We start from the raw sequence: 26291 nt of genomic DNA, 5'->3' as shown, positions 1-26291 counted from the left end.
GTGGCTGATCCCTCGACCTACCGCCCCGCGACCGGCACGATCCCCGAGTCCCCCGGGGTCTACCGGTTCCGCGACGGCACCGGCCGGGTGATCTACGTCGGCAAGGCGAAGAACCTGCGCGCCCGACTCAACTCCTACTTCGGCGATCTGCTGGGTCTGCACGAGCGGACCCGGCAGATGGTCACCACGGCCGAGTCGGTCGACTGGATGACCGTCGCCACCGAGGTCGACGCGCTCCAGCAGGAGTTCACCTGGATCAAGCAGTACGACCCCCGGTTCAACGTCCGGTACCGCGACGACAAGTCGTACCCGTACCTGGCGGTCACCCTCGACGAGGAATACCCGCGGCTGCAGGTCATGCGGGGCGCGAAGCGTAAGGGCGTGCGGTACTTCGGGCCGTACTCGCACGCCTGGGCGATCCGCGAGACGCTCGACCTGCTGCTGCGGGTCTTCCCCGCCCGCACCTGCTCCGCCGGGGTGTTCAAGCGGGCCGGGCAGGTGGGCCGGCCCTGCCTGCTCGGCTACATCGGCAAGTGCTCCGCGCCCTGCGTGGGCACCGTCTCCGCCGACGCGCACCGGGCGATCGTCGACAACTTCTGCGAGTTCATGGCCGGCCGCACCGACAGCATGGTGCGTCGCCTCGAACGCGAGATGACCGAGGCCAGCGAGCAGTTGGAGTTCGAGCGGGCGGCCCGGCTGCGCGACGACGTGGCCGCCCTGCGCCGGGCCATGGAGAAGCAGACCGTGGTGCTCGGCGACGGCACCGACGCCGACGTGGTCGCCTTCGCCGACGACCCCCTCGAAGCCGCCGTGCAGGTCTTCCACGTCCGCGACGGCCGGGTACGCGGCCAGCGCGGCTGGGTGGTGGAAAAGACCGAGGAGCTGACCACCGGCGACCTGGTGCACCACTTCTGCACCCAGGTCTACGGCGGCGAGCAGGGCGAGGCGGACGTCCCCCGGGAGTTGCTCGTCCCCGAGCTGCCCGGTGACGCCGACGCACTCGCCGACTGGCTCAGCGCCCGCCGGGGCAGCCGGGTGTCGCTGCGGGTGCCCCAGCGGGGCGACAAGAAGACCCTGCTGGAGACGGTGGGCCGCAACGCGAAGGACGCGCTGGCCCGGCACAAGCTCAAGCGGGCCGGCGACCTGACCACCCGGGGCAAGGCGCTCGACGAGATCAGCGAGGCGCTCGGCATGCGCACCTCGCCGCTGCGCATCGAGTGCTTCGACGTCTCCCAGATCCAGGGCACCGACGTGGTGGCCAGCATGGTCGTCTTCGAGGACGGGCTGCCCCGCAAGAGCGAGTACCGCCGGTTCATCGTCCGGGGCGCCACCGACGACCTGTCGGCGATGTCCGAGGTGCTGCGTCGGCGCTTCGCCCGCTACCTCGACGCCCGCGCCGAGACCGGCGAGCTGGGCGAGGAGACCGCGTCCGACCCCGACCGCCCCGGCATCGACCCGACCACCGGCCGGCCGCGCAAGTTCGCGTACCCGCCGCAGCTGGTGGTGGTCGACGGCGGTGCCCCGCAGGTGGCGGCGGCCGCCCAGGCGCTGGCCGAGCTGGGCATCGACGACGTGGCACTGTGCGGGCTGGCCAAGCGGCTGGAGGAGGTCTGGCTGCCCGACGACGACTACCCGGTCATCCTGCCGCGCACCTCCGAAGGGCTCTACCTGCTGCAACGCGCCCGGGACGAGGCGCACCGGTTCGCCATCACCTTCCACCGGCAGCGGCGCTCCAAGCGGATGACCGAATCGGCCCTGGACACCGTCCCCGGGCTGGGTGAGGTCCGCCGCAAGGCGTTGCTGCAACACTTCGGCTCGCTCAAACGGCTCTCCGCCGCCACCGTGGAGGAGATCGTCGAGGTGCCCGGGGTGGGCCGCCGCACCGCCGAGGCGATCCTCGCCGCCCTCGACGACGACCCGAAGACCACCGCCCCCACCCCGGCCGACTGACGGCGGTCAGGGCTGGTCGGCGAGGACGGTGAGGATGGACTCGCCGTACTTGGCGAGCTTGTTCTCGCCGACGCCGCTGATCCTCGACAGCTCGGCCAGCGAGGTGGGGGAGTCGGTGGCGATCTGCCGCAGCGTCGCGTCGTGGAAGATCACGTACGCGGGCACGCCCTGTTCCTTCGCGGTGGCCCCCCGCCAGGCCCGCAGCCGCTCGAACAGCGACCCGGCCGCCGGGGACAGCTCGGCGACCACGGTGGCCGCGCCGCGCGGCTTGGCCGAGCGGGTCGAGGCCACCTTCTCCGGCTCCCGGCGCATGGTGACCGTGCGGCGGCGGGCCAGCACGTCCGCGCTGGCCTCGGTGAGCGCCAGCGTGCCGTAGTCGCCCTCGACCGCCAACAGCCCCTCGGCGAGCAGTTGCCGCACCACCCCGCGCCACTCCGCCTCGCGCAGCTCGGTGCCGATGCCGAAGGTGCTCAGCGCGTCGTGGCCGTACTGGCTGATCTTGTCATTCTGCTTGCCGAGCAGAATGTCGACGCAGTGCCCGGCACCGAAGCGCTGGTTGCGTTCCCGGTCGAGCCGGTAGACGGTGGACAGCAGCTTCTGCGCGGCCACCGTGCCGTCCCAGGTCTCCGGCGGGGTCAGGCAGGTGTCGCAGTTGCCGCAGTCGGCCGTGCCGGGCTGGCCGAAGTATTCGAGCAGCTGTACCCGGCGACAGCGGACCGTCTCGCAGAGCGCCAGCATGGCGTCCAGGTGGGTGGCGAGGTTACGCCGGTGCGCCAGGTCGCCGTCCGACGTCTCGATCATCTTGCGCTGCTGCACCACGTCCTGGAGGCCGTAGGCGAGCCAGGCGGTCGACGGCAACCCGTCCCGGCCGGCCCGCCCGGTCTCCTGGTAGTAGCCCTCGACCGACTTCGGCAGGTCGAGGTGGGCCACGAAGCGGACGTCCGGTTTGTCGATGCCCATCCCGAACGCGATCGTGGCGACCATGACCAGGCCGTCCTCGCGCAGGAAACGCTGTTGGTTGGCGGCGCGGGTGACCGAGTCCAGGCCGGCGTGGTAGGGCAGCGCGGCGACCCCGTTGGCGACCAGGAACTCGGCCGTCTTGTCCACCGACGCCCGGGACAGGCAGTAGACGATGCCGGCGTCACCCGGATGCTCGTCGCGCAGCAGGGCCAGCAACTGCTTGCGCGGCTCCTTCTTGGGCACGATCCGGTACTGGATGTTGGGCCGGTCGAAGCTCGCCACGAAGTGCTTCGCCTCGGTGAGCTGGAGCCGGGTGGCGATCTCGGCCCGGGTGGCGCTGGTGGCGGTCGCGGTCAGCGCGATCCGGGGCACCGCCGGCCACCGCTCGTGCAGCATCGACAGGGCCAGGTAGTCCGGGCGGAAGTCGTGCCCCCACTGGGACACGCAGTGCGCCTCGTCGATGGCGAACAGGCCGATCCGACCCCGGTCGAGCAGCTGCTGCACGCCCCGGGTGCCCAACGCCTCCGGGGCGAGGTAGAGCAGATCCAGCTCACCGGCGACGAATGCCTGCTCGACCGTGCGCCGGGCCGCGTAGTCCTGCGTCGAGTTGAGGAAACCGGCGCGGACGCCGACCGCCGTCAGCGCGTCGACCTGGTCCTGCATGAGGGCGATCAGCGGGGAGACGACCACCGCGACACCGTCACGGACCAGGGCCGGGACCTGGTAGCACAGCGACTTGCCGCCACCGGTGGGCATCAGCACCAGGGCGTCCCCACCGGCCACCACGTGGTCGATGACCTCCTGCTGGAAGCCCCGGAAGGCGTCGTAGCCGAAGACCCGGCGGAGCACGTCGAGGGCGTCGGAGGCGCGCAGCTCGGTGGGGGAGACCATCCGGGGAGTCTACGAGCCGGCCCCGACACCGCCGTCCACGACGCCCCCCGGACCCGCCCCGACCCGCACCGCTTCCGGCGGCACTGCTCGTCCCCGTCGGTGCCCTCGCCGGAGCCGGCGGGGGTCCGGCCGGCGGGACGGGCACCTTCTCAGCCGGGGCAGCGCGAGCGGCTCGAACTGTGTCGGGGTGGCCGGGTTGTCCGATGGGTTGGCGGTGCGGGACTCCAACGGCCCGGGCGGGCCGGTGCCCCACTTCGGCGGGGTCGTTCCCCGGTGGCCTGCGGTACCGCCTGCGCGGTCGATCCCGCAGGGGTCGCCGACCTGCTGTCGAGGGTCCCGCCTCCGTGCGGTTGGATGGCCGGATGGCGGTACGCATCGATATCGACGCACTCCGGGACGCGGCCGGGGCCGAGGTCTGCGCAGCGGCGGACAGGCTGACGGCCTCCGGCCAACCGACGGAGGTCCTCCCGGTCGGCGGCGGAGCATCCGGGGTGGTCCACGAGGTGGGTCGGCCGCCGTACGAGGTCTGGGTGGGGGTCACGGCGGACGGCTTCACCGCCGAGTGCGACTGCACCGCAGAGACCGACTGCACCGCCGAGACCGACCTGTGTGCGCACGCGGTGGCCCTCACCGCCGCCGCCCTGGCCGAGGGCTTCGCGTGGTCGTCGACGGCCACCCCGCAGTCGGACCCGGCGGTCGACCCCCGGGTCGCGGAGCTGACCGTACTCGCGCGTGGGCTGCCCGCGCGCCGGCTGGCAGCGCTGGTCGCCGAGTGGGCGGCCACGGACCCGGTGTGGGAGGGCGCGCTACGGGCGCAGGCCGGCCAGCCCGCGCCCCGCACCGCCGTCGAACTGGACGGCGACTAGGACGATCGTGCCGCCACCGTCGCGGTGCGGAGGTGGTGACACTTCTTCCGTCGAGCGCCAGGCAATGCTCCGGGTGCCGGTCGAACGCCGCGCCGACCCCGCCGGGCGACCTCGCCGGTCGGACGCCGCGCCGACCCCGCCGGGCGACCTCGCGCCGGTCGGACGCCGCGCCGACCCCGCCGGGCGACCTCGCGCCGGTCGGACGCCGCGCCGACCCCGCCGGGCGACCTCGCGCCGGTCGGACGCCGGGGCCACCCCGCCGGTCGAACGCTGGGCCGACCCCGCGCCGGTCGACCGCCCGGCTGACCCCGCCGGGCCGCGAGCGCACCGCGCCACGGTCGCGCTCCGTACTGCTGGGGGCGACCCGCCGGACGGCCCTGCGGCACCCGCTGCTGGCCGCCCCCGCCGGACACCCCGCACCGGGTCCCCCCGTCACTGGCCGCACCGCACCGGGCGACCGGCCACCGGGCGACCCGCCGTCGGGCGTGCCGGGATCGACGCCGCCCACCGGGATAGAGTCGTCGACTGACCCTGTGCGGTACGGGACCCATCGGGGCTCGCCGCCACGGAACCGGGAGTGGTGGAATGGGCGAGGCGCGGACAACCGGCGGGCACGTCGAGGGCGGCACGGCGGAGTCGGACACCACGCTGGTGGTGGTCACCGGCCTGTCCGGCGGTGGCCGCAGCACGGTGGCGCGCGCCCTGGAGAACGTCGGCTACTACGTGGTGGACAACCTGCCGCAGGCGCTGATGCTGGACATGGCCGAGCTGGCGATGAAGGCCGGCGGGGCGGCCCGGCGTACCGCGATGGTGCTGGACGTGCGGTCGCGGGCGTTCTCCACCGACCTGGCCGGGGCGATCCGGGAGCTGAAGGAGCGTGGCTTCTCGCCCCGGGTGGTCTTCGTCGACGCCGACGACGAGGTGCTGATCCGGCGGTTCGAGAGCGTGCGCCGGTCGCACCCGTTGCAGGGTGAGGGGCGGTTGGCCGACGGGATCGCCGTCGAGCGGGCCCTGCTGGAGGAGGCCCGGGACCAGGCCGATGTGATCATCGACACCAGCCACCTCAACGTCAACCAGCTCCGCCGTCGGGTCGAGGAGCTGTTCGGCGGGGAGGACGCCCGGCGGTTGCGGCTCACCGTGCTCTCGTTCGGCTTCAAGTACGGCCTGCCGCCGGACGCCGATTTCGTGCTCGACGCCCGGTTCCTGCCGAATCCGTACTGGGTGCCGGAGCTGCGGGAGCACACCGGTCGGGAGGCGGCGGTCAGCGCGTACGTGCTCGGTCAGGAGGGCGCGGACGCCTTCGTCGCCTCGTACGCCGAGCTGGTCAACGCCACCACCGCCGGTTTCGAGCGGGAAGGCAAGCGTTACCTGACGGTGGCCGTGGGCTGCACCGGCGGCAAGCACCGCAGCGTGGCGATCGCCGAGGAACTGGCCGAGCGGCTGCGACAGTCGGGGCTGGCCGCCAATGCGCAGCACCGGGACCTGGGGCGGGAGTGACGGTGCGGTCGGTGGTCGCCTTCGGCGGGGGGCACGGACTGTCCGCCTCGCTGCGGGCGCTGCGGCACTGCGCCGGGGAGTTGGACCTGGACATCACCGCCGTGGTCACCGTCGGCGACGACGGCGGTTCCAGTGGCCGGCTCCGGGCCGAACGCGGCGGCCTGCCCCCGGGCGACCTGCGGCAGGCCCTGGTCGCGTTGGCCGGGGACCATCCGGCCACCCGGCGTAGCGCCGGGCTGTTCCAGCACCGGTTCGCCGGGGAGACCCGGGACGGGCTGGCCGGTCACGCGGTGGGCAACCTGGTGCTCTGCGGCCTGATGGAACAGCTCGGCGACCCGGTCGCCGCGCTGGCGCACGCCGGCGCGATGCTCGGCGCGGTCGGCCGGGTGCTGCCGATGTCCGCCCAGCCGGTGGACATCGAGGCCCGGGTCCGTGGCCTCGACCCGGCCCACCCCGACGAGGTACGCACGGTGCGCGGCCAGCACCAGGTGGCGGTGACCACCGGCACGGTGCAGGCGCTGCGGATCACCCCGGACGCCCCGGTGGCCTGCGCGGAGGCGGTGGCCGCGATCGGCGACGCCGACTGGTTGATCTTCGGACCGGGCAGCTGGTACACCAGCGTGCTGCCGCACCTGCTGGTGCCGGGGCTGGCCGAGGCGATCGTGGCCAGCCCGGCCCGGCGGCTGGTCACCCTCAACCTGGCCGCCGAGAAGGAGACCCTGGGTCTCTCGGTGGCCGACCACCTGGCCGCCCTGCGTTGGTACCTTCCGCAGCTCACCGTCGACTACGTGGTGGCCGACTCCAAGGCGGTGGGTGACCCCGAACCGGTCGGGCGTGCGGCAGAATCGCTTGGTGCCCGGTTGGTCCTCGCCCCGGTCGCCGTCGACGACGGCACGCCCCGTCACGATCCGGCCGCCCTGGCTGCCGCACTGGTGCCTGTCCTGGGCGTCGATCGTTAAGCACGTACGTAATCACCGGCGACACGCCGGTACCGGTCCGTGAGGGGGCGCACAATGGCGATGACGGCTGCGGTCAAGGACGAGCTGAGCCGGGTCGACGTGCCCAAGCCCTGCTGCCGGCGGGCGGAGATGGCGGCGCTGCTGCGCTTCGCCGGTGGGCTGCACATCGTCTCCGGTCGGGTGGTGGTGGAGGCGGAGCTGGACACCGGGGCGGTGGCCCGCCGGCTGCGCCGGGAGATCGCCGAGGTCTACGGCTATCCCAGCGAGATCCACGTGCTCGCCTCCGGTGGGCTGCGCAAGGGCAGCCACTTCATCGTCCGGGTGGTCAAGGACGGCGAGGCGCTGGCCCGGCAGACCGGCCTGCTCGACGTCCGGGGCCGGCCCGTACGCGGCCTGCCGCCGCACGTGGTGGCGGCGAACGTCTGCTGCGCGGTGGCGGCCTGGCGGGGCGCGTTCATGGCGCACGGCTCGTTGACCGAGCCGGGCCGCTCCAGTGCGTTGGAGATCACCTGTCCGGGGCCGGAGTCCGCGTTGGCCCTGGTGGGGGCGGCCCGCCGGATCGGCATCACCGCCAAGAACCGGGAGGTGCGCGGGGTGGACCGGGTGGTGGTCAAGGACGGTGACGCGATCGCCGCGCTACTCACCCGGGTCGGCGCGCACTCCAGCGTGTTGGCCTGGGAGGAGCGTCGGGTACGCCGGGAGGTGCGGGCCACGGCCAACCGGTTGGCGAACTTCGACGACGCCAACCTGCGCCGCTCGGCGCGGGCGGCGGTGGCCGCCGCGGCCCGGGTCACCCGGGCACTGGAGATCCTCGCCGACGACGCGCCGAACCATCTCACCTCGGCCGGTCAGCTGCGGCTGGAGCACCGGCAGGCGTCGCTGGAGGAGTTGGGCGCGCTGGCCGACCCGCCGTTGACCAAGGACGCGATCGCCGGGCGGATCCGCCGGCTGCTGGCGTTGGCCGACAAGCGGGCCCGTGACCTGGGCATCCCGGATACCGAAGCGGCAGTCACGCCGGACATGCTCGTGGTCTGATAGGACGGTGGGCCGCCATCCCGCGGGCGCGTGCGAGGCACGGGCCGGCGGGCGTGACGTGCCCCGGGTCGGGTGGGTGGGGCGTGCCGTGCCGTCGACCCGACGGGGTCACCACCCGCCGCAGCACGGCGGGGCACGCTCGGATAGGGTCGTCAGGTACGGCAAGGGGGCCGGCACAGGCACTCCTCGCCGTGCACGCCGCCTCAGGCGGTCAGGTCCTCCCAGACCGTGGCGGGGTGGCCGAGACGAATCGTCAACGGCCGGCTCACCGGCCGGCGCACACACCTCCGCCGGCCCGTTCTGACGTCGGCGGACCAGAACGCGAGGAGATGGGACCTGTGACCATCCGGGTTGGCATCAACGGCTTCGGCCGCATCGGCCGTAACTTCTTCCGGGCCGTGCTGGCGTCCGGCGCCGACATCGAGGTCGTCGCCGTGAACGACCTGACCGACAACGCGACGCTCGCCCACCTGCTCAAGTACGACAGCATCCTCGGTCGTCTGCCGCACGAGGTCAAGGCCACCGCCGACGAGATCACCGTCGGTGGCAAGACCATCAAGGCGTTCGCCGAGAAGGACCCGTCGAAGCTGGCGTGGGGCGACGCCGGGGCGGACGTCGTCATCGAGTCCACCGGTTTCTTCACCGACGGCACCAAGGCCAAGGCGCACATCGACGGTGGGGCCAAGAAGGTCATCATCTCCGCCCCGGCGAAGAACGAGGACGTCACGGTCGTCATGGGCGTGAACCACGACCAGTACGACCCGGCCAAGCACACCATCATCTCGAACGCGTCGTGCACCACGAACTGCCTGGCCCCGATGGCGAAGGTCCTCCAGGACACCTTCGGCATCGAGAAGGGCCTGATGACCACGATCCACGCGTACACCCAGGACCAGAACCTCCAGGACGCGCCGCACAAGGACCTGCGTCGCGCCCGCGCCGCCGCGCTGAACATCGTCCCCACCTCGACCGGTGCCGCCAAGGCGATCGGGCTGGTGCTGCCGGTGCTCAAGGGCAAGCTGGACGGTTACGCGCTGCGGGTGCCGATCCCGACCGGCTCGGCCACCGACCTGACCGTCGAGGTCGGCCGGGAGACCACCGTGGACGAGGTCAACGCCGCGATCAAGGCCGCCGCGGACGGCCCGCTCAAGGGCATCCTGGTCTACAACGAGGACCCGATCGTCTCGTCCGACATCGTCACCGACCCGGCGTCGTGCATCTTCGACGCGCCGCTGACCAAGGTCATCGGCAACCAGGTCAAGGTCGTCGGCTGGTACGACAACGAGTGGGGCTACTCCAACCGGCTCGTCGACCTGGTCAAGCTGGTGGGTTCCTCGCTGTGAGTGCGAGGAGTGAGCTTGCGAGCCCCGCAGTCACGAACGGAGAGTTAGCTCTGTGAGCATCCGCAACCTCGACGACCTGCTCGCCGAGGGGGTGTCAGGTCGGCGCGTGCTGGTGCGCGCCGACCTGAACGTCCCACTCGACAAGCAGACCGGGGAGATCACCGACGACGGCCGGATCCGGGCCGTCCTGCCCACCCTGGGCGCGCTCGTGCAGGCCGGGGCGAAGGTCGTGGTCTGCTCGCACCTGGGTCGCCCGAAGGGTGCCCCGGACCCGCAGTACAGCCTCCGCCCGGTCGCCGGGCGGCTCGGTGAGCTGCTCGACGCGCCTGTGCACTTCGCCACCGACACCGTCGGCGCGTCCGCCCGCACCACCGTGGACGCGCTGGCCGACGGCCAGGTGGCCCTGCTGGAGAACCTCCGTTTCAACAAGGGGGAGACCAGCAAGGACGACACCGAGCGGGGGGCCTTCGCCGACCAGCTCGCCGCCTTCGGCGAGGCGTACGTGGACGACGCGTTCGGCGCGGTGCACCGCAAGCACGCCAGCGTCCACGACGTACCGGCCCGGTTGCCGCACGTCGCGGGTCGGCTGGTGCTGCGTGAGGTGGAGGTGCTGTCCCGGCTGGCCGGCGAGCCGGAGCGCCCGTACGTGGTGGTGCTCGGCGGTTCCAAGGTCTCCGACAAGCTGGCCGTGATCGAGGCGCTGCTGCCGAAGGTCGACCGGCTGCTCATCGGTGGGGGGATGTGCTTCACCTTCCTCAAGGCCCAGGGCCACGAGGTGGGCACCTCGCTGCTGGAGCAGGAGATGGTCGAGACCTGCGGCAACCTCCTGGCCCGCGCCGAGGGCAAGATCCTGCTCCCGGTCGACGTGGTGGCGGCCGACGCCTTCGCCCCGGACGCCGCGCACGACACGGTGCCGGCCGACGGCATCCCCAGCCACCGGCTCGGTCTGGACATCGGCCCGGAGACGGTGGCCGGTTTCACCGCCGCCCTGTCGCAGGCCAAGACGGTCTTCTGGAACGGCCCGATGGGCGTGTTCGAGATGCCGGCCTTCGCCAACGGCACCCGGGGTGTCGCCGAGGCGATCACCAAGACCGACGCGTTCACCGTGGTCGGTGGCGGTGACTCGGCGGCGGCCGTACGGGCCCTTGGGCTGGACGAGTCGTCGTTCGGGCACATCTCCACGGGTGGCGGCGCTTCCCTGGAATACCTGGAGGGCAAGACCCTCCCCGGCATCGCGGCCCTGGAGAACTGATGGCGAGCGTCACCCGCCGGCCGCTGATGGCCGGCAACTGGAAGATGAACCTCAACCACCTTGAGGCCAACCTGCTGGTGCAGAAGCTGGCCGCGAGCCTCACCGAGCAGCAGCTCACCGCCGTCGAGACGGTGGTCCTGCCGCCCTTCACCGACCTGCGCACCGTGCAGACCGCGGTGGACGGCGACAAGCTGCTCATCGGCTACGGCGGGCAGGACCTCTCGCCGTACCAGTCCGGCGCGTACACCGGGGACATCTCCGGGGCGATGCTGGCCAAGCTGGGCTGCACCTACGTGGCGGTCGGGCACTCGGAGCGGCGGCAGTACCACTACGAGGACGACGCGATCGTCAACGCCAAGGTGGCCGCCGCGCTGGCCAACGGGCTCACCCCGATCCTCTGCATCGGTGAGGGCCTGGAGATCCGCGAGCAGCTGCGGCACGTGCCGCACTGCTGCGACCAGCTCGACGGCGCCCTGAAGGGGCTCACCGCCGAGCAGGTCACCAAGGTCGTGGTGGCCTACGAGCCGGTCTGGGCGATCGGCACCGGCAAGACGGCCACCCCCGAGGACGCCCAGGAGGTCTGCGGGGAGGTCCGCAAGCGGCTGGTCGAGACCTACGACCAGGGCACCGCGGACCAGGTCCGGATCCTCTACGGCGGCTCGGTGAAGTCGTCCAACGTCGCGTCGATCATGTCCCAGCCGGACGTGGACGGGGCGCTCGTGGGCGGGGCCAGCCTGGACGCCGAGGAGTTCGCGAAGATCTGCCGCTTCCCGGAGCACACGGGTCGCTGATCGCTCGCTATTCTTGACTCCGCCCGTCCACCGGTCGGTGCCGCCGTGCCCGATCTGTCCGGGCGAGGATCGTAACGAGAGGACTGACCCCAGCCATGCCGATCTGGTTCGCATACACGTTGATCGTGTTGCTGGTCATCACGAGCGTTCTGCTCACCATGCTCATTCTGCTGCACCGGGGTAAGGGCGGCGGGCTGTCGAGCATGTTCGGCGGCGGGGTCAGCTCCAGCCTGGCCGGCTCGTCGGTGGCCGAGAAGAACCTGGACCGCTACACCGTCCTGGTGAGCATCGTCTGGTTCGCCTGCATCATCGGGCTCGGCCTCTGGCTCCGGCTCCAGCTCAACAGCGGGTCCTGAGCGACACGATCAGGTCGTACAATCTGCGCGCGGTCCGTCACGGACCGCGCGCAGTTGTGTTTCTCCGCCACCGTCGCCCACCGCCCGCCTCAGGCGGTGGTTCCCCTCCGACGACAGGAGCGAGTGTGCCCAGTGGCAACGTCATCCGCGGTTCCCGGATCGGTGGGGCGCCGGAGCGCCCCACCGAACGCTACGAGCCGGCCCCCCGTCGCGCGGTCACCTACTGGTGCCGCAACGACCACGCCACCGAGATCCGGTTGGCGTTGGACGCCGAGGAGCCGGCCGTCTGGGACTGTCCGCGCTGCGGCCTGCCCGCCGGCCAGGACGCCCAGAATCCGCCCGGACGTACCCGTCCCGAGCCCTACAAGACCCACCTGGCCTACGTGAAGGAGCGGCGTACCCCGGAGGAGGGGGAGGCGCTGCTGGCGGAGGCGTTGGCCGCGCTGCGCCGCCGACGCGGTCGGGAGTGACCGCCCCGGCGGTGACGCTGCGGCCCGGAGTGACCGCCCCGGCGGTGACACCTCGACCGGAGCGACCGCCCGGCGGTGACGCCCACTGCGGTCGGGTGTGACCGCCCCGGCGGTGGGGGCGCGCTGACCCGGCTCGCGGCCGGGCCGCCGGGCTCAGCGCAGGCTGCGCAGCCGGGCCGGCACGTCGGCCGCCGCCGCCCGGTCGAGCAGCCAGAGGGTACGTGAGACGCCCTGCACCCCGGCGGCGGGCACCTGCTTCGGGCCGGCACCGGCCAGAGCCATCCCCACCGACCGCGCCTTGTCGGGCCCACTGGCGACCAGCCAGACCTCCTCGGCCGTGTTGATCGCCGGCAGGGTGAGGGTGGTCCGCACCGGCGGCGGCTTCGGGCTGCCCCGTACCGCGCTGACCGGTCGGGTGTCGTGGTGCACCGGGTGCTCGGGGAAGACCGACGCCACGTGCCCGTCCTCGCCGACGCCCAGCATCAGCACGTCGAAGTGCGGCAGTGCCGCGTGACCGGGCCGGGCCGCCCGCGCCAACTCCTCGGCGTACGCGGCGGCACCGGCCTCCGGGTCGTCGCCGGTGGGGCCGTCGGTGGCCGGCATCGGGTGCACCCGGGCCGGGTCCAGCGGCACCAGATCCAGCAGCGCGGCCCGGGCCTGCGTCTCGTTGCGGTCCGGGTCGCCGGCCGGCAGGAAGCGCTCGTCGCCCCACCAGACATCCACCCGGGACCAGTCGACGGCGTCGTGGGCGGGCAGGGTGAGCACCGCCCGGTGCACCGCCGCGGCGATCCGCCCGCCCGTCAACACGATCGACGCCGCACCCCGCTCCGCCTGCGCGTCGAGCAGCTTCACCACCAGCCGGGCCGCCACCGCCTGCGCCAGCAGGTCGGCGTCGGCGTGGACCGCGACACTCGCCTCACTCATCTTGGCCTTCTTTTCCTGACCGCTCGGCGCGGTCCTGCTCGTGGGGGCGGGGACCGGTCGGCCCGCCGGGTGCCGGTGTCACCGGAGGTCTCGTCGTCGTGCGGGCCGCCGGTCGACTCCGCCGACGGGCGGGAGAGGACACCCGCCAACCCGGGAACGGACCCCGGCTGCCCCTGACGGCCGGTGGGCGGCCCCGCAGGACCGCCCACCGGCACCTGATCAGGATGTCGTGCTGGTGTCGGCGTGCGCGCTCACGCCCGCCTCCGCCCGGCGCGCGGTGGCCGGGTCCTTCCAGACGTGCACCCGCTGGGGCGGACGCTGCTCCAGACCGGACAGGCCGGCCGCCGTGCCCAACGCCTCGGCGTACACCTGGTCGGCGTCGAGCCGGCGCAGCTCCTCGGCCAGCTCGTCACCGAGCGGACGACGCACCAGCGGCAGCACCCGGTCGTCCTGGCCGGTACGCCGGAACGTCGCCAGGCTGTCGTCCCGGGTCAACGTCAACTCGTCGCCGTTGGCGCAGCGCAGCTGCACCTGACGCATCCTCGGGTGGTCGTCGGTGTGCTGCCACTGCGGTTGGATGCCGAGCCGGGCGGCCAGCCACCCCTGCATCAGCGCCGCCGTGGGGTCCCGGCGGGGGGCCACCACCGTCGCCTCGGTGACCCGCGCCTCGGTGGTGTCGAACGCCCCGGCGACCAGGGTGCGCCACGGGGTGATCCGGGTCCACGCCAGGTCGGTGTCGCCGGGGGCGTAGTCCCGGGCCCGTTCCCGCAGCGCCTCGATCGGGTCGACGGCCTGCGCGCAGTCGGTGATCCGCCGGTCGGCGACCACCCCGAGGAAGTCGGTGGCGATCTCCGCCGGTGGTTCGCCGTGCCACCAGGTGACCACCGGTACGTCCGGCACCAGCAGCGGCATCACCACCGACTCGGCGTGCAGGGCCAGCCGGCCGTACATCCGGGTCACCACCGCCTCGCACGGACCCAGCCGGCCGCCGACCACGATCTCGGCGTCCAACCGGTTGCGTTCCCGCTCCACGTCGGCGCGGACGACGACGAGCAGCCGGCACGGGTGGGCGGCGGCGGCGATGGTGGCCGCCGCCTCGGCTTCCCGGACCCGCTTCTCGTCGACCACGACGATCAGGGTGAGCGCCATCCCGCTGGCCACCCCGCCCGCGCTGCGCCGCTCGGCGGCGAGCGCCTTGACCACCTCGTTGCCGGTGGTGTCCCACAGCCCGATCAATGGAGCCTCCTGGTTCGCTCGCTCTGCTCGCTCACGCTCTCCGCCAAGCCCGGCCCTCGCGGGCCAGCATCTCGTCGGCGGCCCGGGGACCCCACTCGCCGGACCGGTAGGGCTCCGGCTTGGTGCCCTCCCAGGCGTGCTCCAGCGGATCCACCACCGCCCAGCTCTGCTCCACCTCGGAGGCGTCGGGGAAGAGTGTCCGGTCGCCGATCAGCACGTCCAGCACGAGCCGCTCGTACGCCTCGGGGCTGGACTCGGTGAACGCCTCGCCGTACTGGAAGTCCATCGCGATGTCGCGGACCTCCATGGTGGTGCCGGGCACCTTCGAGCCGAACTTGAGCACCACGCCCTCGTCCGGCTGCACCCGGATGACCAGCTGGTTGTTGCCCAGCGACTCCATGTCGGCCGTGTTGAACGGCAGGTGCGGGGCCTTCTTGAACATGATGGCCACCTCGGTGACCCGCCGGGGCAGCCGCTTGCCGGCCCGGATGTAGAACGGCACTCCCGCCCAGCGGCGGTTCTGGATGCCCAGCTCGACGGCGACGTACGTCTCGGTGGTCGAGTGCGCCGGCACGCCCTCCTCGTCGAGGTAGCCGACGGCCCGTTCGCCACCCACCCAACCGGGCAGGTACTGACCGCGCACGGTGCCCCGGGACACGTCCTTCGGCAGGGTGATCGCCTTGAGCACCTTGAGCTTCTCGGCCCGGATCTCGTCGGCGTCGAAGCTGGTGGGCTCCTCCATGGCGACCAGGGCGAGCAGCTGGAGCAGGTGGTTCTGGAGCACGTCGCGGGCGGTGCCGACCGAGTCGTAGAAGCCGGCCCGGGTGCCGATGCCGACGTCCTCGGCCATGGTGATCTGCACCGAGTCGACGTACTTGGAGTTCCACAGCGGCTCGAACAGGTTGTTGGCGAACCGCAGGGCGAGGATGTTCTGGACCGTCTCCTTGCCCAGGTAGTGGTCGATCCGGAAGACGTCCTGCCGGGTGAACACGTCGTCGACCAGGTCGTTGAGTTCCTTGGCCGAGGGCAGGTCGTTGCCGAACGGCTTCTCCACCACCACCCGCCGCCAGCCGCCGCACTTGTCGTTGTCGGCCATGCCGGTGCGGGCCAGCTGTTTGAGCACCACCGGGAAGGCCGTCGGGGGGATGGAGAAGTAGAACGCGGCGTTGCCGTGGATGCCGTGGCTGTCGCGCAGCTGGTTCAGCGTCGAGGCGAGCTTGTCGAAAGCGGCGTCGTCGTCGAACGAGCCACCGACGAACTTGATGTTGCCGGCCAGCCGGCCCCACACCTCCTCCCGCCACGGTGTCCGGGCGTGCTTCTTCGCCGACTCGTGGGCCAGTGCCTCGAAGTCGCCGTCGCCCCAGTCCCGGCGGGCGAAGCCCAGCACCACGAAACCGGGCGGCAGCAGCCCCCGGTTGGCCAGGTCGTAAACCGCCGGCAGCAGCTTCTTGCGCGCCAGGTCACCGGTCACCCCGAAGATCACCAGGGCGCACGGCTCCGGGATCCGGGGGAGCCTTCGGTCCTGCGCGTCGCGCAGCGGATTCACGCCGTCTCCTCGCTCCGTCTGGTCCATGTCGTCCATCGTCACGCCCGCCATTGTCCGATCGCGTCCAGCCGGGCCGGTGCGGCCGGCCTGTCGGCCGGGGGCCGGCGCAGCATCGGCCGGCCCCGGTCGGATGGTGCCACCGGGATGCCCCGCGCGTACAGGGCAGCCGGTACGGCGGCGGGCGCGGTCGTCGCGACCGCGTCCGCCCCGTTCACCGCGCGACCGGCGGCGGCATCGGCCGCGCCGGTCGACAGGTCACTCACGTCGCCACCGGTGCTGCGGTGACGACGGCGTGGCACGTCGCGGGGCCGGGCCCCGCGACGCCGGCGACGCCGTCGGTCACGCGTTGCCCCCGGCCCGCCGGGCCGCCTCGGCGTTGCCCTTGGCGGCCTCGTTCGGCGTGCCGGTGCCCTGCGCCGCCGCGCTCAGCGACTTGCGGACACCTTCGAGCAGCTCACCCCAGCTGGCCTCGAACTTCTCCACGCCCTCCCGTTCCAGGGTGGCGATCACGTCGGCCATGTCGACGCCGACGGCGGCCAGGTCGGCGAAGACCTTCCGGGCGGCCTCGTACGCGCCGGTGATGGTGTCGCCCCGGGTCTCCCCGTGCTCGGCGTACGCCGTCACGACCGACTCGGGCATGGTGTTGACGGTGCCCGGCGCGATCAGCTCCTCGACGTAGATCACGTCGCGGTAGTCCGGGTTCTTGGTCGAGGTCGACGCCCACAGCGGGCGCTGCGGGTGGGCGCCCGCATCGGCCAGGGCCTGCCACCGGTCGGAGGAGAAGACCTCGGTGTAGCGCTCGTAGGCGAGCTGCGCGTTGGCGACGGCGGCCTTGCCGCGCAGCGCCTTGGCCTCCTCGGAACCGATCTTGTCGAGCTGCTTGTCGATCTCGGAGTCGACCCGGGAGACGAAGAACGAGGCCACCGAGCCGATGCCGGACAGGTCGTGGCCGTTGGCCTTGGCCTGCTCCAGGCCGGTGAGGAACGCCTCCATCACCGCGGAGTAGCGGTCCAGCCCGAAGATCAGCGTCACGTTGACGCTGATCCCCTCGGCCAGGGTGGCGGTGATCGCCGCCAACCCCTCCTCGGTCGCCGGGATCTTGATGAACAGGTTCGGCCGGTCCACCAGCCACCACAGCGCCTTGGCCTCGGCGACCGTCCGGTCGGTGTCGTGGGCGACCCGGGGGTCGACCTCGATGGAGACCCGCCCGTCGACGCCGTCGCTGCCGTCGTACGACGGGCGCATCACGTCGCACGCCCAGCGCACGTCGTAGGTGGTGAGCATCCGGACGGCCTCTTCGACCTCGATGCCCCGGGTGGCGAGGTCCTTGAGCTGCCAGTTGTACTCGTCGGCGTCGCTCAACGCCTTGGCGAAGATCGTCGGGTTGGTGGTCACCCCGGCCACGTGCTTCTCGCGGCGGAGCTGGTCCAGCCCGCCGGAGCTCAGTCGTACCCGGGAAAGGTCGTCGAGCCAGACCGCCACTCCGGCGGCGGTGAGGTCACCCAGTCTGTCCGTCATGTCGTCCACGCTCCCCTCAGTTGCCGGTCGTGAAACCGGTGATGTCGCCCACCCGGGTCAGCGCCGCGTGCGCGGCGGCCACGATCCGGTCGGGGGTGAATCCGAACTGCTCGAACAGCACGGTGTGCGGGGCGCTGGCCCCGTAGTGCTCCAGGCTGACGCTCTCGCCCAGGTCGCCGACGATGCCCCGCCAGGACATCCCGATCCCGGCCTCCACGCTCACCCGGGCCTTGACGCCGCGCGGCAGCACCGACTCCCGGTACGCCTCGTCCTGCTCGTAGAACCACTCCTGGCAGGGCATCGAGACGACCCGGGTCGGGGTGCCGTCGGCCTCCAGCCGCTCCCGGGCGGTGAGGCAGAGCTGCACCTCGGAGCCGGTGCCCACGATGATCACCTGCGGCTTGCCGTTGGACGCCTCGGCCAGCACGTACCCGCCCTTGGCGGTGCCCTCCGCACCGGCGTACTGCTCCCGGTCCAGGGTCGGCAGCGGCTGCCGGCTCAGCGCCAGCGCGGTCGGCCGGTCGGTGTGCTCCAGCGTCTGCCGCCAGGCCCAGGCGGTCTCGTTGGCGTCGGCCGGGCGGACCACGTCCAGGCCGGGGATGGCGCGCAGCGCGGTCAGGTGCTCCACCGGCTGGTGGGTCGGCCCGTCCTCGCCGAGGCCGATCGAGTCGTGCGTCCAGACGTACGTCACCGGCAGCTTCATCAGGGCGGCGAGCCGCACCGACGGGCGCATGTAGTCGCTGAACACCAGGAAGGTGCCGCCGTACGGGCGGGTGCCGCCGTGCAGGGCGATGCCGTTGAGGATCGCGCCCATGGCGTGCTCACGGATGCCGAAGTGCAGCGTGCGACCGTACTCGTGGCCGGGGAAGTCCTTGGTGGCGTGGGCGGCCGGGATGAACGACGGCTCGCCCTTCATGGTGGTGTTGTTGCTCTCGGCCAGGTCGGCCGAGCCGCCCCACAGCTCCGGCAGCACCGGGGCGAGGGCCTCCAGCACCTTGCCGGAGGCGGCCCGGGTGGCCACGCCCTTGGCGTCGGCGGGGAAGGTCGGCAGCGCGTCCGTCCAGCCCTGCGGCAGCACCCGGCCGGCGATCCGGTCGTAGAGCGCCCTGCGCTCCGGGTTGGCCTGCGCCCAGCCGTCGAACTCGCCCGTCCACGCCTGCTCCGCCTCGCCGCCGCGGGTCAGCACCCCACGGGCGTGCGCGAGCACCTCCTCGTCGACCTGGAAGCTCTGCTGCGGGTCGAAGCCGAGGATCTCCTTGGTGGCCTTCACCTCGTCGGCGCCGAGCGCCGAACCGTGGATCTTGCCGGTGTTCTTCTTGTTGGGCGCGGGCCAGCCGATGATGGTGCGCAGCGCGATGAACGAGGGGCGGCCGGTCTCGGCCTTCGCCGCCAGCAGCGCCTGGTACAGCGCCTCGACGTCCTCGTGGTAGTCGCCCTGGTCGGCGTCGCCGGCCCGCCAGTCGACGGTCTGTACGTGCCAGCCGTACGCCGCGTAGCGGGCCGCCACGTCCTCGCTCTTGGCGATACGGGTGTCGTCCTCGATGGAGATCTCGTTGTCGTCGTAGATCAGCGTGAGGTTGCCCAGCTGCTGGTGCCCGGCCAGCGCGCTCGCCTCGTGGCTGATGCCCTCCTCGATGTCGCCGTCGGAGGCGATGCACCAGATCTGGTGGTCGAAGACGGACTGCCCCGGCTCGCTCTCCGGGTCGAACAGGCCACGCTCGCGGCGGGCCGCCATCGCCATCCCGACCGCGTTGCCCAGGCCCTGCCCGAGCGGGCCGGTGGTGGTCTCGACACCGGGGGTGTGCCCGTGCTCCGGGTGACCCGGGGTGAGCGAGCCCCACTGCCGCAGCGACTTCAGGTCGTCCAGGCTCAGCGGGTAGCCGGACAGGAAGAGCTGGATGTAGAGCGTGAGACTGGAGTGCCCGGCGGACAGCACGAACCGGTCCCGGCCGGGCCAGTTCGGGTCGGCCGGATTGTGCCGCATCACCCGGTTGAACAGCAGGTACGCCGCGGGCGCGAGGCTCATCGCGGTGCCGGGGTGGCCGTTGCCGGATTTCTCCACGGCATCCATGGCCAGGACGCGGACGGTGTCGACGGCCCGGCGGTCGAGGTCGGTCCAGTTGAGTGCGGGTCGGTTGGCAGCCACTATGGTTGTGCTCCTCGGCAGATGGGCGGAACCCTCAGTGGTGACCCTATCGAGCGGGTCTAAACGTCCGCCCGGGGATCTCAGCAGGCAGTTACGTATGGGCGGGCCGGATCGTTCGGTCACCCGTCAGGTGTGACGGCCCGCACCGTTGTCGGGTCGCCCGGGCAGCGAAAACGACGACGCGTAGTGTGTGGTGCGGTGTGTGGGCCCCGACGGGGCCCCGCCGAACCGACTTCCCCTGCCGATGCCGGAAGGTGGCAATCCGTGAGCATGATCACCGAGCGCCCCGTCAGCAACCCTGCCGGGCAGCCGCCGGTGCGCGCGGTGGCCGGGGAGCCGGCGTCCCGGCGGCGGGACGTGCGCGCGGTGCTGTCGGCGTACGTGACGCTGACCAAGCCGCGCATCGTGGAGCTGCTGCTGGTGACCACGGTGCCGGCGATGATGCTCGCCGACGGTGGCCTGCCGTCGCTGTGGCTGATGGCGGTGGTGCTGGTCGGTGGTTCGCTCGCTGCCGGTGCGGCGAGCGTGCTCAACTGCTACATCGACCGGGACATCGACCAGTTGATGCGCCGGACCAAGCGGCGTCCCCTGCCGGCGCACACCGTCTCGCCCCGCAGCGCCCTGGTCTTCGGGCTGGTGCTGGCGGCGGTGTCGGTCGCCCTGATGGCGACGTTCACCAACCTGCTGGCCGCGGCGTTGACGTTGGCCGCGATCGCCTACTACGACCTGGTCTACACCCTCTGGCTCAAGCGCACCACGACGGCGAACACGTTCTGGGGCGGGGCGTGCGGGGCGGCGCCGGTGCTGATCGGCTGGGCCGCGGTGACCGGGTCGTTGGCACCGGCGGCCTGGGTACTGTTCGCGGTGGTCTTCTTCTGGCAGATGCCGCACTTCTACCCGCTGGCGATGAAATACAAGGACGACTATGCCCGCGCCGGCATCCCGATGCTGCCCGTGGTGGCTTCGGCCCGGCGGGTCAACGCCGAGATCCTGATCTTCGCCTGGCTGACCGTGGCGACCTCGCTGGCGCTGTGGCCGCTGGGCATGAGCGCGATCTACGGGGTGCCGACCGCCCTGGTGGGTGCGGTCTTCCTGGTCGAGGCGCACAAGCTCTGCCGGCGGGTGACCCGGGGCGAGCCGGTCAAGCCGATGCGCCTGTTCCACTGGTCGACCACCTACCTGACCATCGTCTTCGCCGCGGTGGCCCTCGACGCGCTGCTCTGACGCGGCACAGGAGCGTCCGGCAGTGGGCACCGGCTGAGGACGGCACGGTCCTGCACGGGCCGGGCGTCCACCGGGTACTCGACGCCGCATCGTCGCCAAGGACGTCTACGGCAAGGTCACCGTCGATGTCGAGCGGCCACGTTGATCCGCTCCCGTCGACCGGACAGCCCACGGGCGCCGGCGGACTGCACTGTCTGCATCTGGACACATTATGGCGATCCAGGCGAGTCGTTACGCCCGTATTTATCCGACATGCCTGGTCAATCGGTCCAGCGGTTCCGATAAACCCTCGGGTAATTGGCATCACAAATAGTTCATGATTCTCGCGCGTAGGGGTGCAAGTCTGCTTAGGCTTCGCGTATGGCAGAAGGTTCCGATACGACGCTGACGGCTGAACAGACCGCCGAGCCGGCCCCCACCGGGCTGGTCTCGGGCATCAAGTCCTTCGCCGCCGGGCACGGCGGCGCGAAGGCGGTCATCGAGTACGTCGGCAAGCGTGGCGCGCGGATCGTCCTGGTCGGCGCCGACGGTGCGTGGGGCGACCAGTTCGCCGAGGACACCGTGACCGCCCGGGAGGCGTGCGCGCAGGCGGGGGTCACCGTCGAGAACGCCTGGGAGCGTGAGCTGATGGACCAGATGCGGCCGAGCAACGACCTGTGGCGGTCGATGGCGCGACGCACGATGGCCCGCTGACCCGGTCGGCCCGTTGACCGACGACACCGTGACCCACCACCAGTCGACCCGGGGGAAACCCCGGGTCGCTCTCGTCACCTGCGCCCGCTTCGCCGATCTCTACCCCGACGACCGGCTCGTGCTCGCCCCGCTGGCGGCACGGGACGTCACCGTCGAGGCCGCCGTCTGGGACGACCCCCGGGTCGACTGGGGGAGCTACGACCTGGTCGTGCTCCGTTCGCCCTGGGACTACGCCCCACGCCGCGACGAGTTCGTCACCTGGGCCCGTACGGTGCCGACCCTGGCCAACCCCGCCGACGTGGTCGAGTGGAACACCGACAAGCGCTACCTCGGTGAGCTCGCCGCAGCCGAGGTGCCCACCGTGCCGACCTCCTGGGTCGCGCCGGGTGACGCCTGGGTCCCGCCTCCACCGCCCGGCGAGTACGTGGTCAAGCCGACGGTCAGCGCCGGCAGCCAGGACACCGGCCGGTACGACGCGGCCGACCCGGGACACGGGGACCTGGCCGTCGCACACGTCCGTCGGTTGTCGGCGGCCGGCCGGGTCGCGATGGTCCAGCCCTACCTGGACGCGGTGGACACCGCCGGTGAGACCGCCCTGCTCTTCGTGGCCGGCCCGGACGGCCTGACGTTCAGCCACGCCATCCGCAAGGGCGCCATGCTCGACGGCCCCGACCTGGGCGTCGAGGGGCTCTTCCGGCCGGAGGAGATCAGCCCGCGCAACCCCACCGACGCCCAGTTGGCCGTCGCCGCGCGGGTGCTGGCGGAGGTCCCGGGCGGCCCGCAGCGGCTGCTCTACGCCCGGGTGGACCTGCTCCCCGGCCCGGACGGCGAACCCGTGCTGATCGAGCTGGAGCTGACCGAGCCCTCGCTGTTCCTCGGTCACGCCGACGGTGCGCCCGAGCGCCTCGCCGACGCGGTGCTCACCCACCTCACCCACCGCAGCTGACCTCCCCCACCCGCCCCGCGCCCACCCGCCCCGCGCCCACCCGCCCCGCGCCCACCCGCCCCGCGCCGCGCCCGCCCGCGCCGTCGGGCCGGGTGCGGCCGGCTACTTCCAGGTTGTAGTGGCCTTCTGCGGCGGTGAGGCCACTACAACCTGGTTCGAGTGCGATCTCGGCACCAGGGCCGGCGAGTGGGGCAGGGCCCGCGAGTGGGGCAGGACCGGCGAGTGGGGCAGGGCCCGCGAGTGGGGCAGGACCGGAGTGCACCAGTCCCGCGAGTGCGGCTGGGGCCGCAGGCGGTCAGACGGCGGCCGGTAACCGGTCCTCGGTCAGGGGTCGTGCGGGACCGGCCGGCAGCGGGTCGGCCGTGGCCGGACGGCGCTGCCGGGTCGACCAGAGCATCGCCAGGGTGGCCAGCAGCACCAGGCAGGAGCCGAGCATGTGCGCGGCGACCAGCACGCCCGGCAGGTGGGTGAAGTACTGCACGAAACCGATCAGGCCCTGCCCCAGCTCCACCGCGACCAGCACCAGGGCGGCGCGGGCCGGGCCGGCCGCGCCGACCGCCCGCAACGCCAGGACCAGGGCGACGGAGAGGCCGATCAGCAGGAACACCCCGTCGGCGTGCACCTGGGAGATCGTCTCGGGGTCCAGCCCGTTGCGGGCCGCCCCGTGGTCGCCGGCGTGCGGGCCGCTGCCGGTCACCCAGGTCCCGACGACCAGCACCGCGACGCTGACGGCGGTGGTGAGCCGGGCGAGGGTACGCAGCGGCCGGGGCACCACCGGCTCCGCCGGCCCGTCGGGGTCGACGATCCGCCGCCAGAGGGCGTATGCGGCGGCGATGACCGCCATCGAGGCGAGGAAGTGTAGTCCGACCACCCACGGGTTGAGGTTGGTCAGCACGGTGATCCCGCCGATCACGGCCTGTGCGGGGATGCCGAGGAACACCGCCACCGCCAACCCGGTCAGCCCGGGGCGTCGGGGCCGCTGGGCCAGCACGGCCAGCAGGGTGGCCAGCGCGATCGCCCCGACGGCGAAGGTGAGCAGCCGGTTGCCGAACTCGATCACCCCGTGCACGCCCATCTCGGTGGTGGTGGTGTACGACGCGTCGGTGCACCGGGGCCAGGTCGGGCAGCCGAGCCCCGACGCGGTGAGCCGGACGGCCCCGCCGGTCACCACGATGGCCACGTTTGCCACGATCGAGGCGTACGCGAGGCGGCGCAGCAGGGTGGTCGAGACCGGGTGGCGGTCGAGCAGGCGGGCCAGCGCGGCGGGGACCGGGAACCGGACGGATCGCTTCACGCCGCGAATCCTACGCACCGTAGTTGATCCCGATCGGGTGACTCCGGCACCCCGGTGGGCGGAATCACCGGGATCGGGTTTGCGAGCGCCCGCCGAATTACGTAACGTTGGCGTTGTGAAAAACATGGCGGCGCTCTCCGGGCACCCGCCGACGACCGGCCCGGTCGTCGGCGTCGGGGCGCGGTCCCGTCGTGCCGGGCGACCCGGCGGGCCGGGTGCCGGTCACCCCGCCCCGGTGGAGTCGACCCCGGCCGCCCCCACCGATCTTTCCACCCGGGACCGGGTGACCCAGCTCCTGCTGGAGCAGGGGGCGACCACCGCCGGCCAGCTCGGCTCGGCGCTCGGCCTCAGCCCCGCCGCGATCCGCCGGCACCTCGACGCGATGCTCGCCGACGGTGACGTGGTCGCCCGTGAGCAGGCCGTGCGGGGCAGTCGGGGCCGGGGCCGACCGGCGAAGGTCTTCCTGCTCACCGACGCGGCCCGGGTGCGCTGCGGCACCCACCACTACGACAACATGGCCACCGCGGCGTTGCGCTGGATCGCCCGCAGCGGCGGCTCCGACGCGGTCGAGGCTTTCGCCGCCGACCAGGTCGCCGCGCTGGAGGCCCGCTGCCGGGCCGCCATGGAGGATGCCGGCGACGATCCGCTCGCCCGGTCCGAGGCACTCGCGGGGGCGCTCACCGCCGAGGGCTACGCTGCCAACGCGTCCACGATTGCCTCCGGCGGGCAGCTCTGCCAGCACCACTGTCCGGTGGCGCACGTGGCCGCCGAGTTTCCCCAGCTGTGCGAGGCCGAGACGGCGGTCATCTCCCGTCTGGTCGGCACCCACGTGCAGCGCCTGGCCACCATCGCGCATGGCGACGGGGTGTGCACCACGCACATTCCGGCCCAGCTGCGCGCCCCAGTCCGGTAACACCGTCACCACTGTGAGGACAGATAGATGACCGAGCAGATCGTCCAGCCCCTGACCCAGGAAGAGCAGCTCGCCGCCCTCGGTCGTTACGAGTACGGCTGGTCCGACTCCGACGTCGCCGGGGCGGCCGCGCAGCGCGGCATCAACGAAGCGGTGGTGCGGGACATCTCGGCGAAGAAGAACGAGCCGGCCTGGATGCTCGACCTGCGGCTCAAGGGCCTGCGGCTGTTCGGCCGCAAGCCGATGCCGTCCTGGGGCGCCGACCTCACCGGGATCGACTTCGACAACATCAAGTACTTCGTGCGGTCCACCGAGAAGCAGGCCACCAGCTGGGAGGACCTGCCGGAGGACATCAAGAACACCTACGACCGGCTGGGCATCCCCGAGGCGGAGAAGCAGCGGCTGGTCGCCGGGGTCGCGGCGCAGTACGAGTCCGAGGTGGTCTACCACAAGATCCGCGAGGACCTGGAGGAGCAGGGTGTCCTCTTCCTGGACACCGACACCGCCCTCAAGGAGCACGAGGACGTCTTCAAGGAGTACTTCGGCACGGTGATCCCGGTCGGCGACAACAAGTTCGCCGCGCTGAACACCTCCGTGTGGTCCGGTGGCTCGTTCATCTACGTGCCGAAGGGCGTGCACGTGGAGATCCCGCTCCAGGCGTACTTCCGGATCAACACCGAGAACATGGGCCAGTTCGAGCGGACGCTGATCATCGTCGACGAGGGCGCGTACGTGCACTACGTCGAGGGTTGCACCGCGCCGCTCTACTCGTCCGACTCGCTGCACAGCGCGGTCGTCGAGATCATCGTCAAGAAGAACGCGCGCTGCCGCTACACGACCATCCAGAACTGGTCGAACAACGTCTACAACCTGGTCACCAAGCGGGCCGTCTGCCACGAGGGCGCGACCATGGAGTGGGTCGACGGCAACATCGGCTCCAAGGTCACCATGAAGTACCCGGCGGTCTACATGACCGGCGAGCACGCCAAGGGCGAGGTGCTCTCGGTGGCGATGGCCGGCGAGGGCCAGCACCAGGACGCCGGGGCCAAGATGGTGCACGCCGCGCCGCACACCAGCAGCACCATCGTGTCGAAGTCGATCGCCCGGGGCGGCGGCCGTACCTCGTACCGGGGCCTGGTGCAGGTGCTGGAGGGCTCGCACCACAGCCGCAGCACGGTCAAGTGCGACGCGCTGCTGGTCGACACCATCTCCCGCTCGGACACCTACCCCTACGTCGACATCCGCGAGGACGACGTGTCGATGGGGCACGAGGCGACCGTCTCCAAGATCAGCGACGACCAGCTCTTCTACCTGATGAGCCGGGGCCTGAGCGAGGACGAGGCGATGGCGATGATCGTGCGGGGCTTCATCGAGCCGATCGCCAAGGAACTCCCGATGGAGTACGCCCTGGAGCTCAACCGCCTGATCGAACTCCAGATGGAGGGCGCGGTCGGCTGACGCCGCCCACCCTCCGCCCAATG

Annotated in this window: 22 protein-coding genes and 1 pseudogene; 15 read left to right on the top strand and 8 right to left on the bottom strand. The window is 72.2% G+C overall.

Annotation, left to right across the window (positions count from 1 at the left end; genetic code table 11):
• Positions 1-1950 (top strand): excinuclease ABC subunit UvrC, encoded by a 1950-nt coding sequence (gene uvrC, locus JQN83_RS22895; protein WP_208569207.1) that lies wholly within the window; start codon positions 1-3, stop codon positions 1948-1950.
• A 6-nt stretch (positions 1951-1956) separates the two neighbouring features.
• On the opposite strand, the gene recQ is transcribed toward uvrC, so the two are convergent.
• Entirely contained in the window at positions 1957-3801 is a 1845-nt protein-coding gene (gene recQ / locus JQN83_RS22890) for a DNA helicase RecQ (protein WP_208569206.1), read from the bottom strand.
• 362 nt (positions 3802-4163) lie between these two features.
• On the opposite strand from recQ, the gene JQN83_RS22880 reads away from it, so the two are divergent.
• The 9 genes from JQN83_RS22880 to JQN83_RS22840 all read left to right on the top strand — a co-directional run bounded on the left by JQN83_RS22880 (position 4164) and on the right by JQN83_RS22840 (position 12370).
• Complete coding sequence (locus JQN83_RS22880) at positions 4164-4667, top strand: hypothetical protein (RefSeq protein WP_208569205.1); 504 nt, start codon at positions 4164-4166, stop codon at positions 4665-4667.
• Between the two features lie 585 nt (positions 4668-5252).
• The gene (gene rapZ / locus JQN83_RS22875) at positions 5253-6164 is read left to right on the top strand and encodes an RNase adapter RapZ (RefSeq protein ID WP_208569204.1); all 912 of its coding nucleotides are present in this window, start codon (positions 5253-5255) and stop codon (positions 6162-6164) included.
• On the top strand, positions 6161-7123 hold the full coding sequence (locus JQN83_RS22870) for a gluconeogenesis factor YvcK family protein (RefSeq protein WP_208569203.1): 963 nt from the start codon (positions 6161-6163) through the stop codon (positions 7121-7123). The genes rapZ and JQN83_RS22870 overlap by 4 nt, the downstream gene beginning before the upstream one ends.
• 54 nt (positions 7124-7177) lie before the next feature.
• Entirely contained in the window at positions 7178-8158 is a 981-nt protein-coding gene (whiA, locus tag JQN83_RS22865) for a DNA-binding protein WhiA (RefSeq protein ID WP_091237335.1), read from the top strand.
• 338 nt (positions 8159-8496) lie between these two features.
• A complete protein-coding gene (gene gap, locus JQN83_RS22860) occupies positions 8497-9501 on the top strand; it encodes a type I glyceraldehyde-3-phosphate dehydrogenase (RefSeq protein WP_208569202.1) in 1005 nt (334 codons plus the stop codon).
• Between the two features lie 52 nt (positions 9502-9553).
• On the top strand, positions 9554-10753 hold the full coding sequence (locus tag JQN83_RS22855; RefSeq protein WP_208569201.1) for a phosphoglycerate kinase: 1200 nt from the start codon (positions 9554-9556) through the stop codon (positions 10751-10753).
• Complete coding sequence (tpiA, locus tag JQN83_RS22850) at positions 10753-11544, top strand: triose-phosphate isomerase (protein WP_208569200.1); 792 nt, start codon at positions 10753-10755, stop codon at positions 11542-11544. Before JQN83_RS22855 ends, tpiA begins: the two co-directional genes overlap by 1 nt.
• 95 nt (positions 11545-11639) lie before the next feature.
• A complete protein-coding gene (gene secG / locus JQN83_RS22845) occupies positions 11640-11900 on the top strand; it encodes a preprotein translocase subunit SecG (protein ID WP_204959149.1) in 261 nt (86 codons plus the stop codon).
• Positions 11901-12025: 125 nt separating this feature from the next.
• Positions 12026-12370 (top strand): RNA polymerase-binding protein RbpA, encoded by a 345-nt coding sequence (locus JQN83_RS22840; protein WP_208569199.1) that lies wholly within the window; start codon positions 12026-12028, stop codon positions 12368-12370.
• A 153-nt stretch (positions 12371-12523) separates the two neighbouring features.
• Here JQN83_RS22840 and pgl read toward each other — a convergent pair whose 3' ends face one another.
• From pgl to tkt, 6 genes are all read right to left on the bottom strand, one after another.
• Positions 12524-13294, bottom strand: coding sequence for a 6-phosphogluconolactonase (gene pgl / locus JQN83_RS22835; RefSeq protein ID WP_208569198.1), 771 nt, complete (start codon positions 13292-13294; stop codon positions 12524-12526).
• Between the two features lie 219 nt (positions 13295-13513).
• A complete protein-coding gene (locus tag JQN83_RS22830) occupies positions 13514-14530 on the bottom strand; it encodes a glucose-6-phosphate dehydrogenase assembly protein OpcA (protein WP_208569197.1) in 1017 nt (338 codons plus the stop codon).
• A gap of 31 nt (positions 14531-14561) precedes the next feature.
• Positions 14562-16112 (bottom strand): glucose-6-phosphate dehydrogenase, encoded by a 1551-nt coding sequence (gene zwf / locus JQN83_RS22825; protein ID WP_208569265.1) that lies wholly within the window; start codon positions 16110-16112, stop codon positions 14562-14564.
• A 2-nt stretch (positions 16113-16114) separates the two neighbouring features.
• Entirely contained in the window at positions 16115-16339 is a 225-nt protein-coding gene (locus tag JQN83_RS22820; RefSeq protein WP_208569196.1) for a hypothetical protein, read from the bottom strand.
• 76 nt (positions 16340-16415) lie between these two features.
• On the bottom strand, positions 16416-17594 hold the full coding sequence (gene tal / locus JQN83_RS22815; RefSeq protein WP_208569195.1) for a transaldolase: 1179 nt from the start codon (positions 17592-17594) through the stop codon (positions 16416-16418).
• Between the two features lie 16 nt (positions 17595-17610).
• The gene (tkt, locus tag JQN83_RS22810; protein WP_208569194.1) at positions 17611-19740 is read right to left on the bottom strand and encodes a transketolase; all 2130 of its coding nucleotides are present in this window, start codon (positions 19738-19740) and stop codon (positions 17611-17613) included.
• A gap of 264 nt (positions 19741-20004) precedes the next feature.
• On the opposite strand from tkt, the gene JQN83_RS22805 reads away from it, so the two are divergent.
• The 3 genes from JQN83_RS22805 to JQN83_RS22795 all read left to right on the top strand — a co-directional run bounded on the left by JQN83_RS22805 (position 20005) and on the right by JQN83_RS22795 (position 22603).
• Entirely contained in the window at positions 20005-20964 is a 960-nt protein-coding gene (locus JQN83_RS22805) for a heme o synthase (protein WP_208569193.1), read from the top strand.
• Between the two features lie 360 nt (positions 20965-21324).
• A complete protein-coding gene (locus tag JQN83_RS22800) occupies positions 21325-21657 on the top strand; it encodes a hypothetical protein (RefSeq protein ID WP_208569192.1) in 333 nt (110 codons plus the stop codon).
• Between the two features lie 13 nt (positions 21658-21670).
• Complete coding sequence (locus JQN83_RS22795; RefSeq protein WP_208569191.1) at positions 21671-22603, top strand: ATP-grasp domain-containing protein; 933 nt, start codon at positions 21671-21673, stop codon at positions 22601-22603.
• Between the two features lie 295 nt (positions 22604-22898).
• Here JQN83_RS22795 and JQN83_RS22790 read toward each other — a convergent pair whose 3' ends face one another.
• Positions 22899-23897 carry a COX15/CtaA family protein gene (locus JQN83_RS22790; RefSeq protein WP_372444107.1) on the bottom strand — a complete coding sequence of 333 codons (999 nt, stop codon included), beginning with the start codon at positions 23895-23897 and terminating at the stop codon, positions 22899-22901.
• A gap of 115 nt (positions 23898-24012) precedes the next feature.
• Here JQN83_RS22790 and JQN83_RS22785 point away from each other — a divergent pair.
• Positions 24013-24841, top strand: a pseudogene (locus JQN83_RS22785) (helix-turn-helix transcriptional regulator).
• Positions 24838-26268 (top strand): Fe-S cluster assembly protein SufB, encoded by a 1431-nt coding sequence (gene sufB / locus JQN83_RS22780; RefSeq protein WP_208569190.1) that lies wholly within the window; start codon positions 24838-24840, stop codon positions 26266-26268. The pseudogene JQN83_RS22785 and the gene sufB overlap by 4 nt, the downstream one beginning before the upstream one ends.
• The last annotated feature ends 23 nt before the right edge of the window (positions 26269-26291 follow it).

This window comes from Micromonospora antibiotica (assembly GCF_017599305.1).
GTDB classification, from domain to species: Bacteria; Actinomycetota; Actinomycetes; order Mycobacteriales; family Micromonosporaceae; genus Micromonospora; species Micromonospora antibiotica.
The sequence above is the reverse complement of the archived record's forward strand: the minus strand, read 5'-3'. Positions and strand labels throughout refer to the sequence as shown.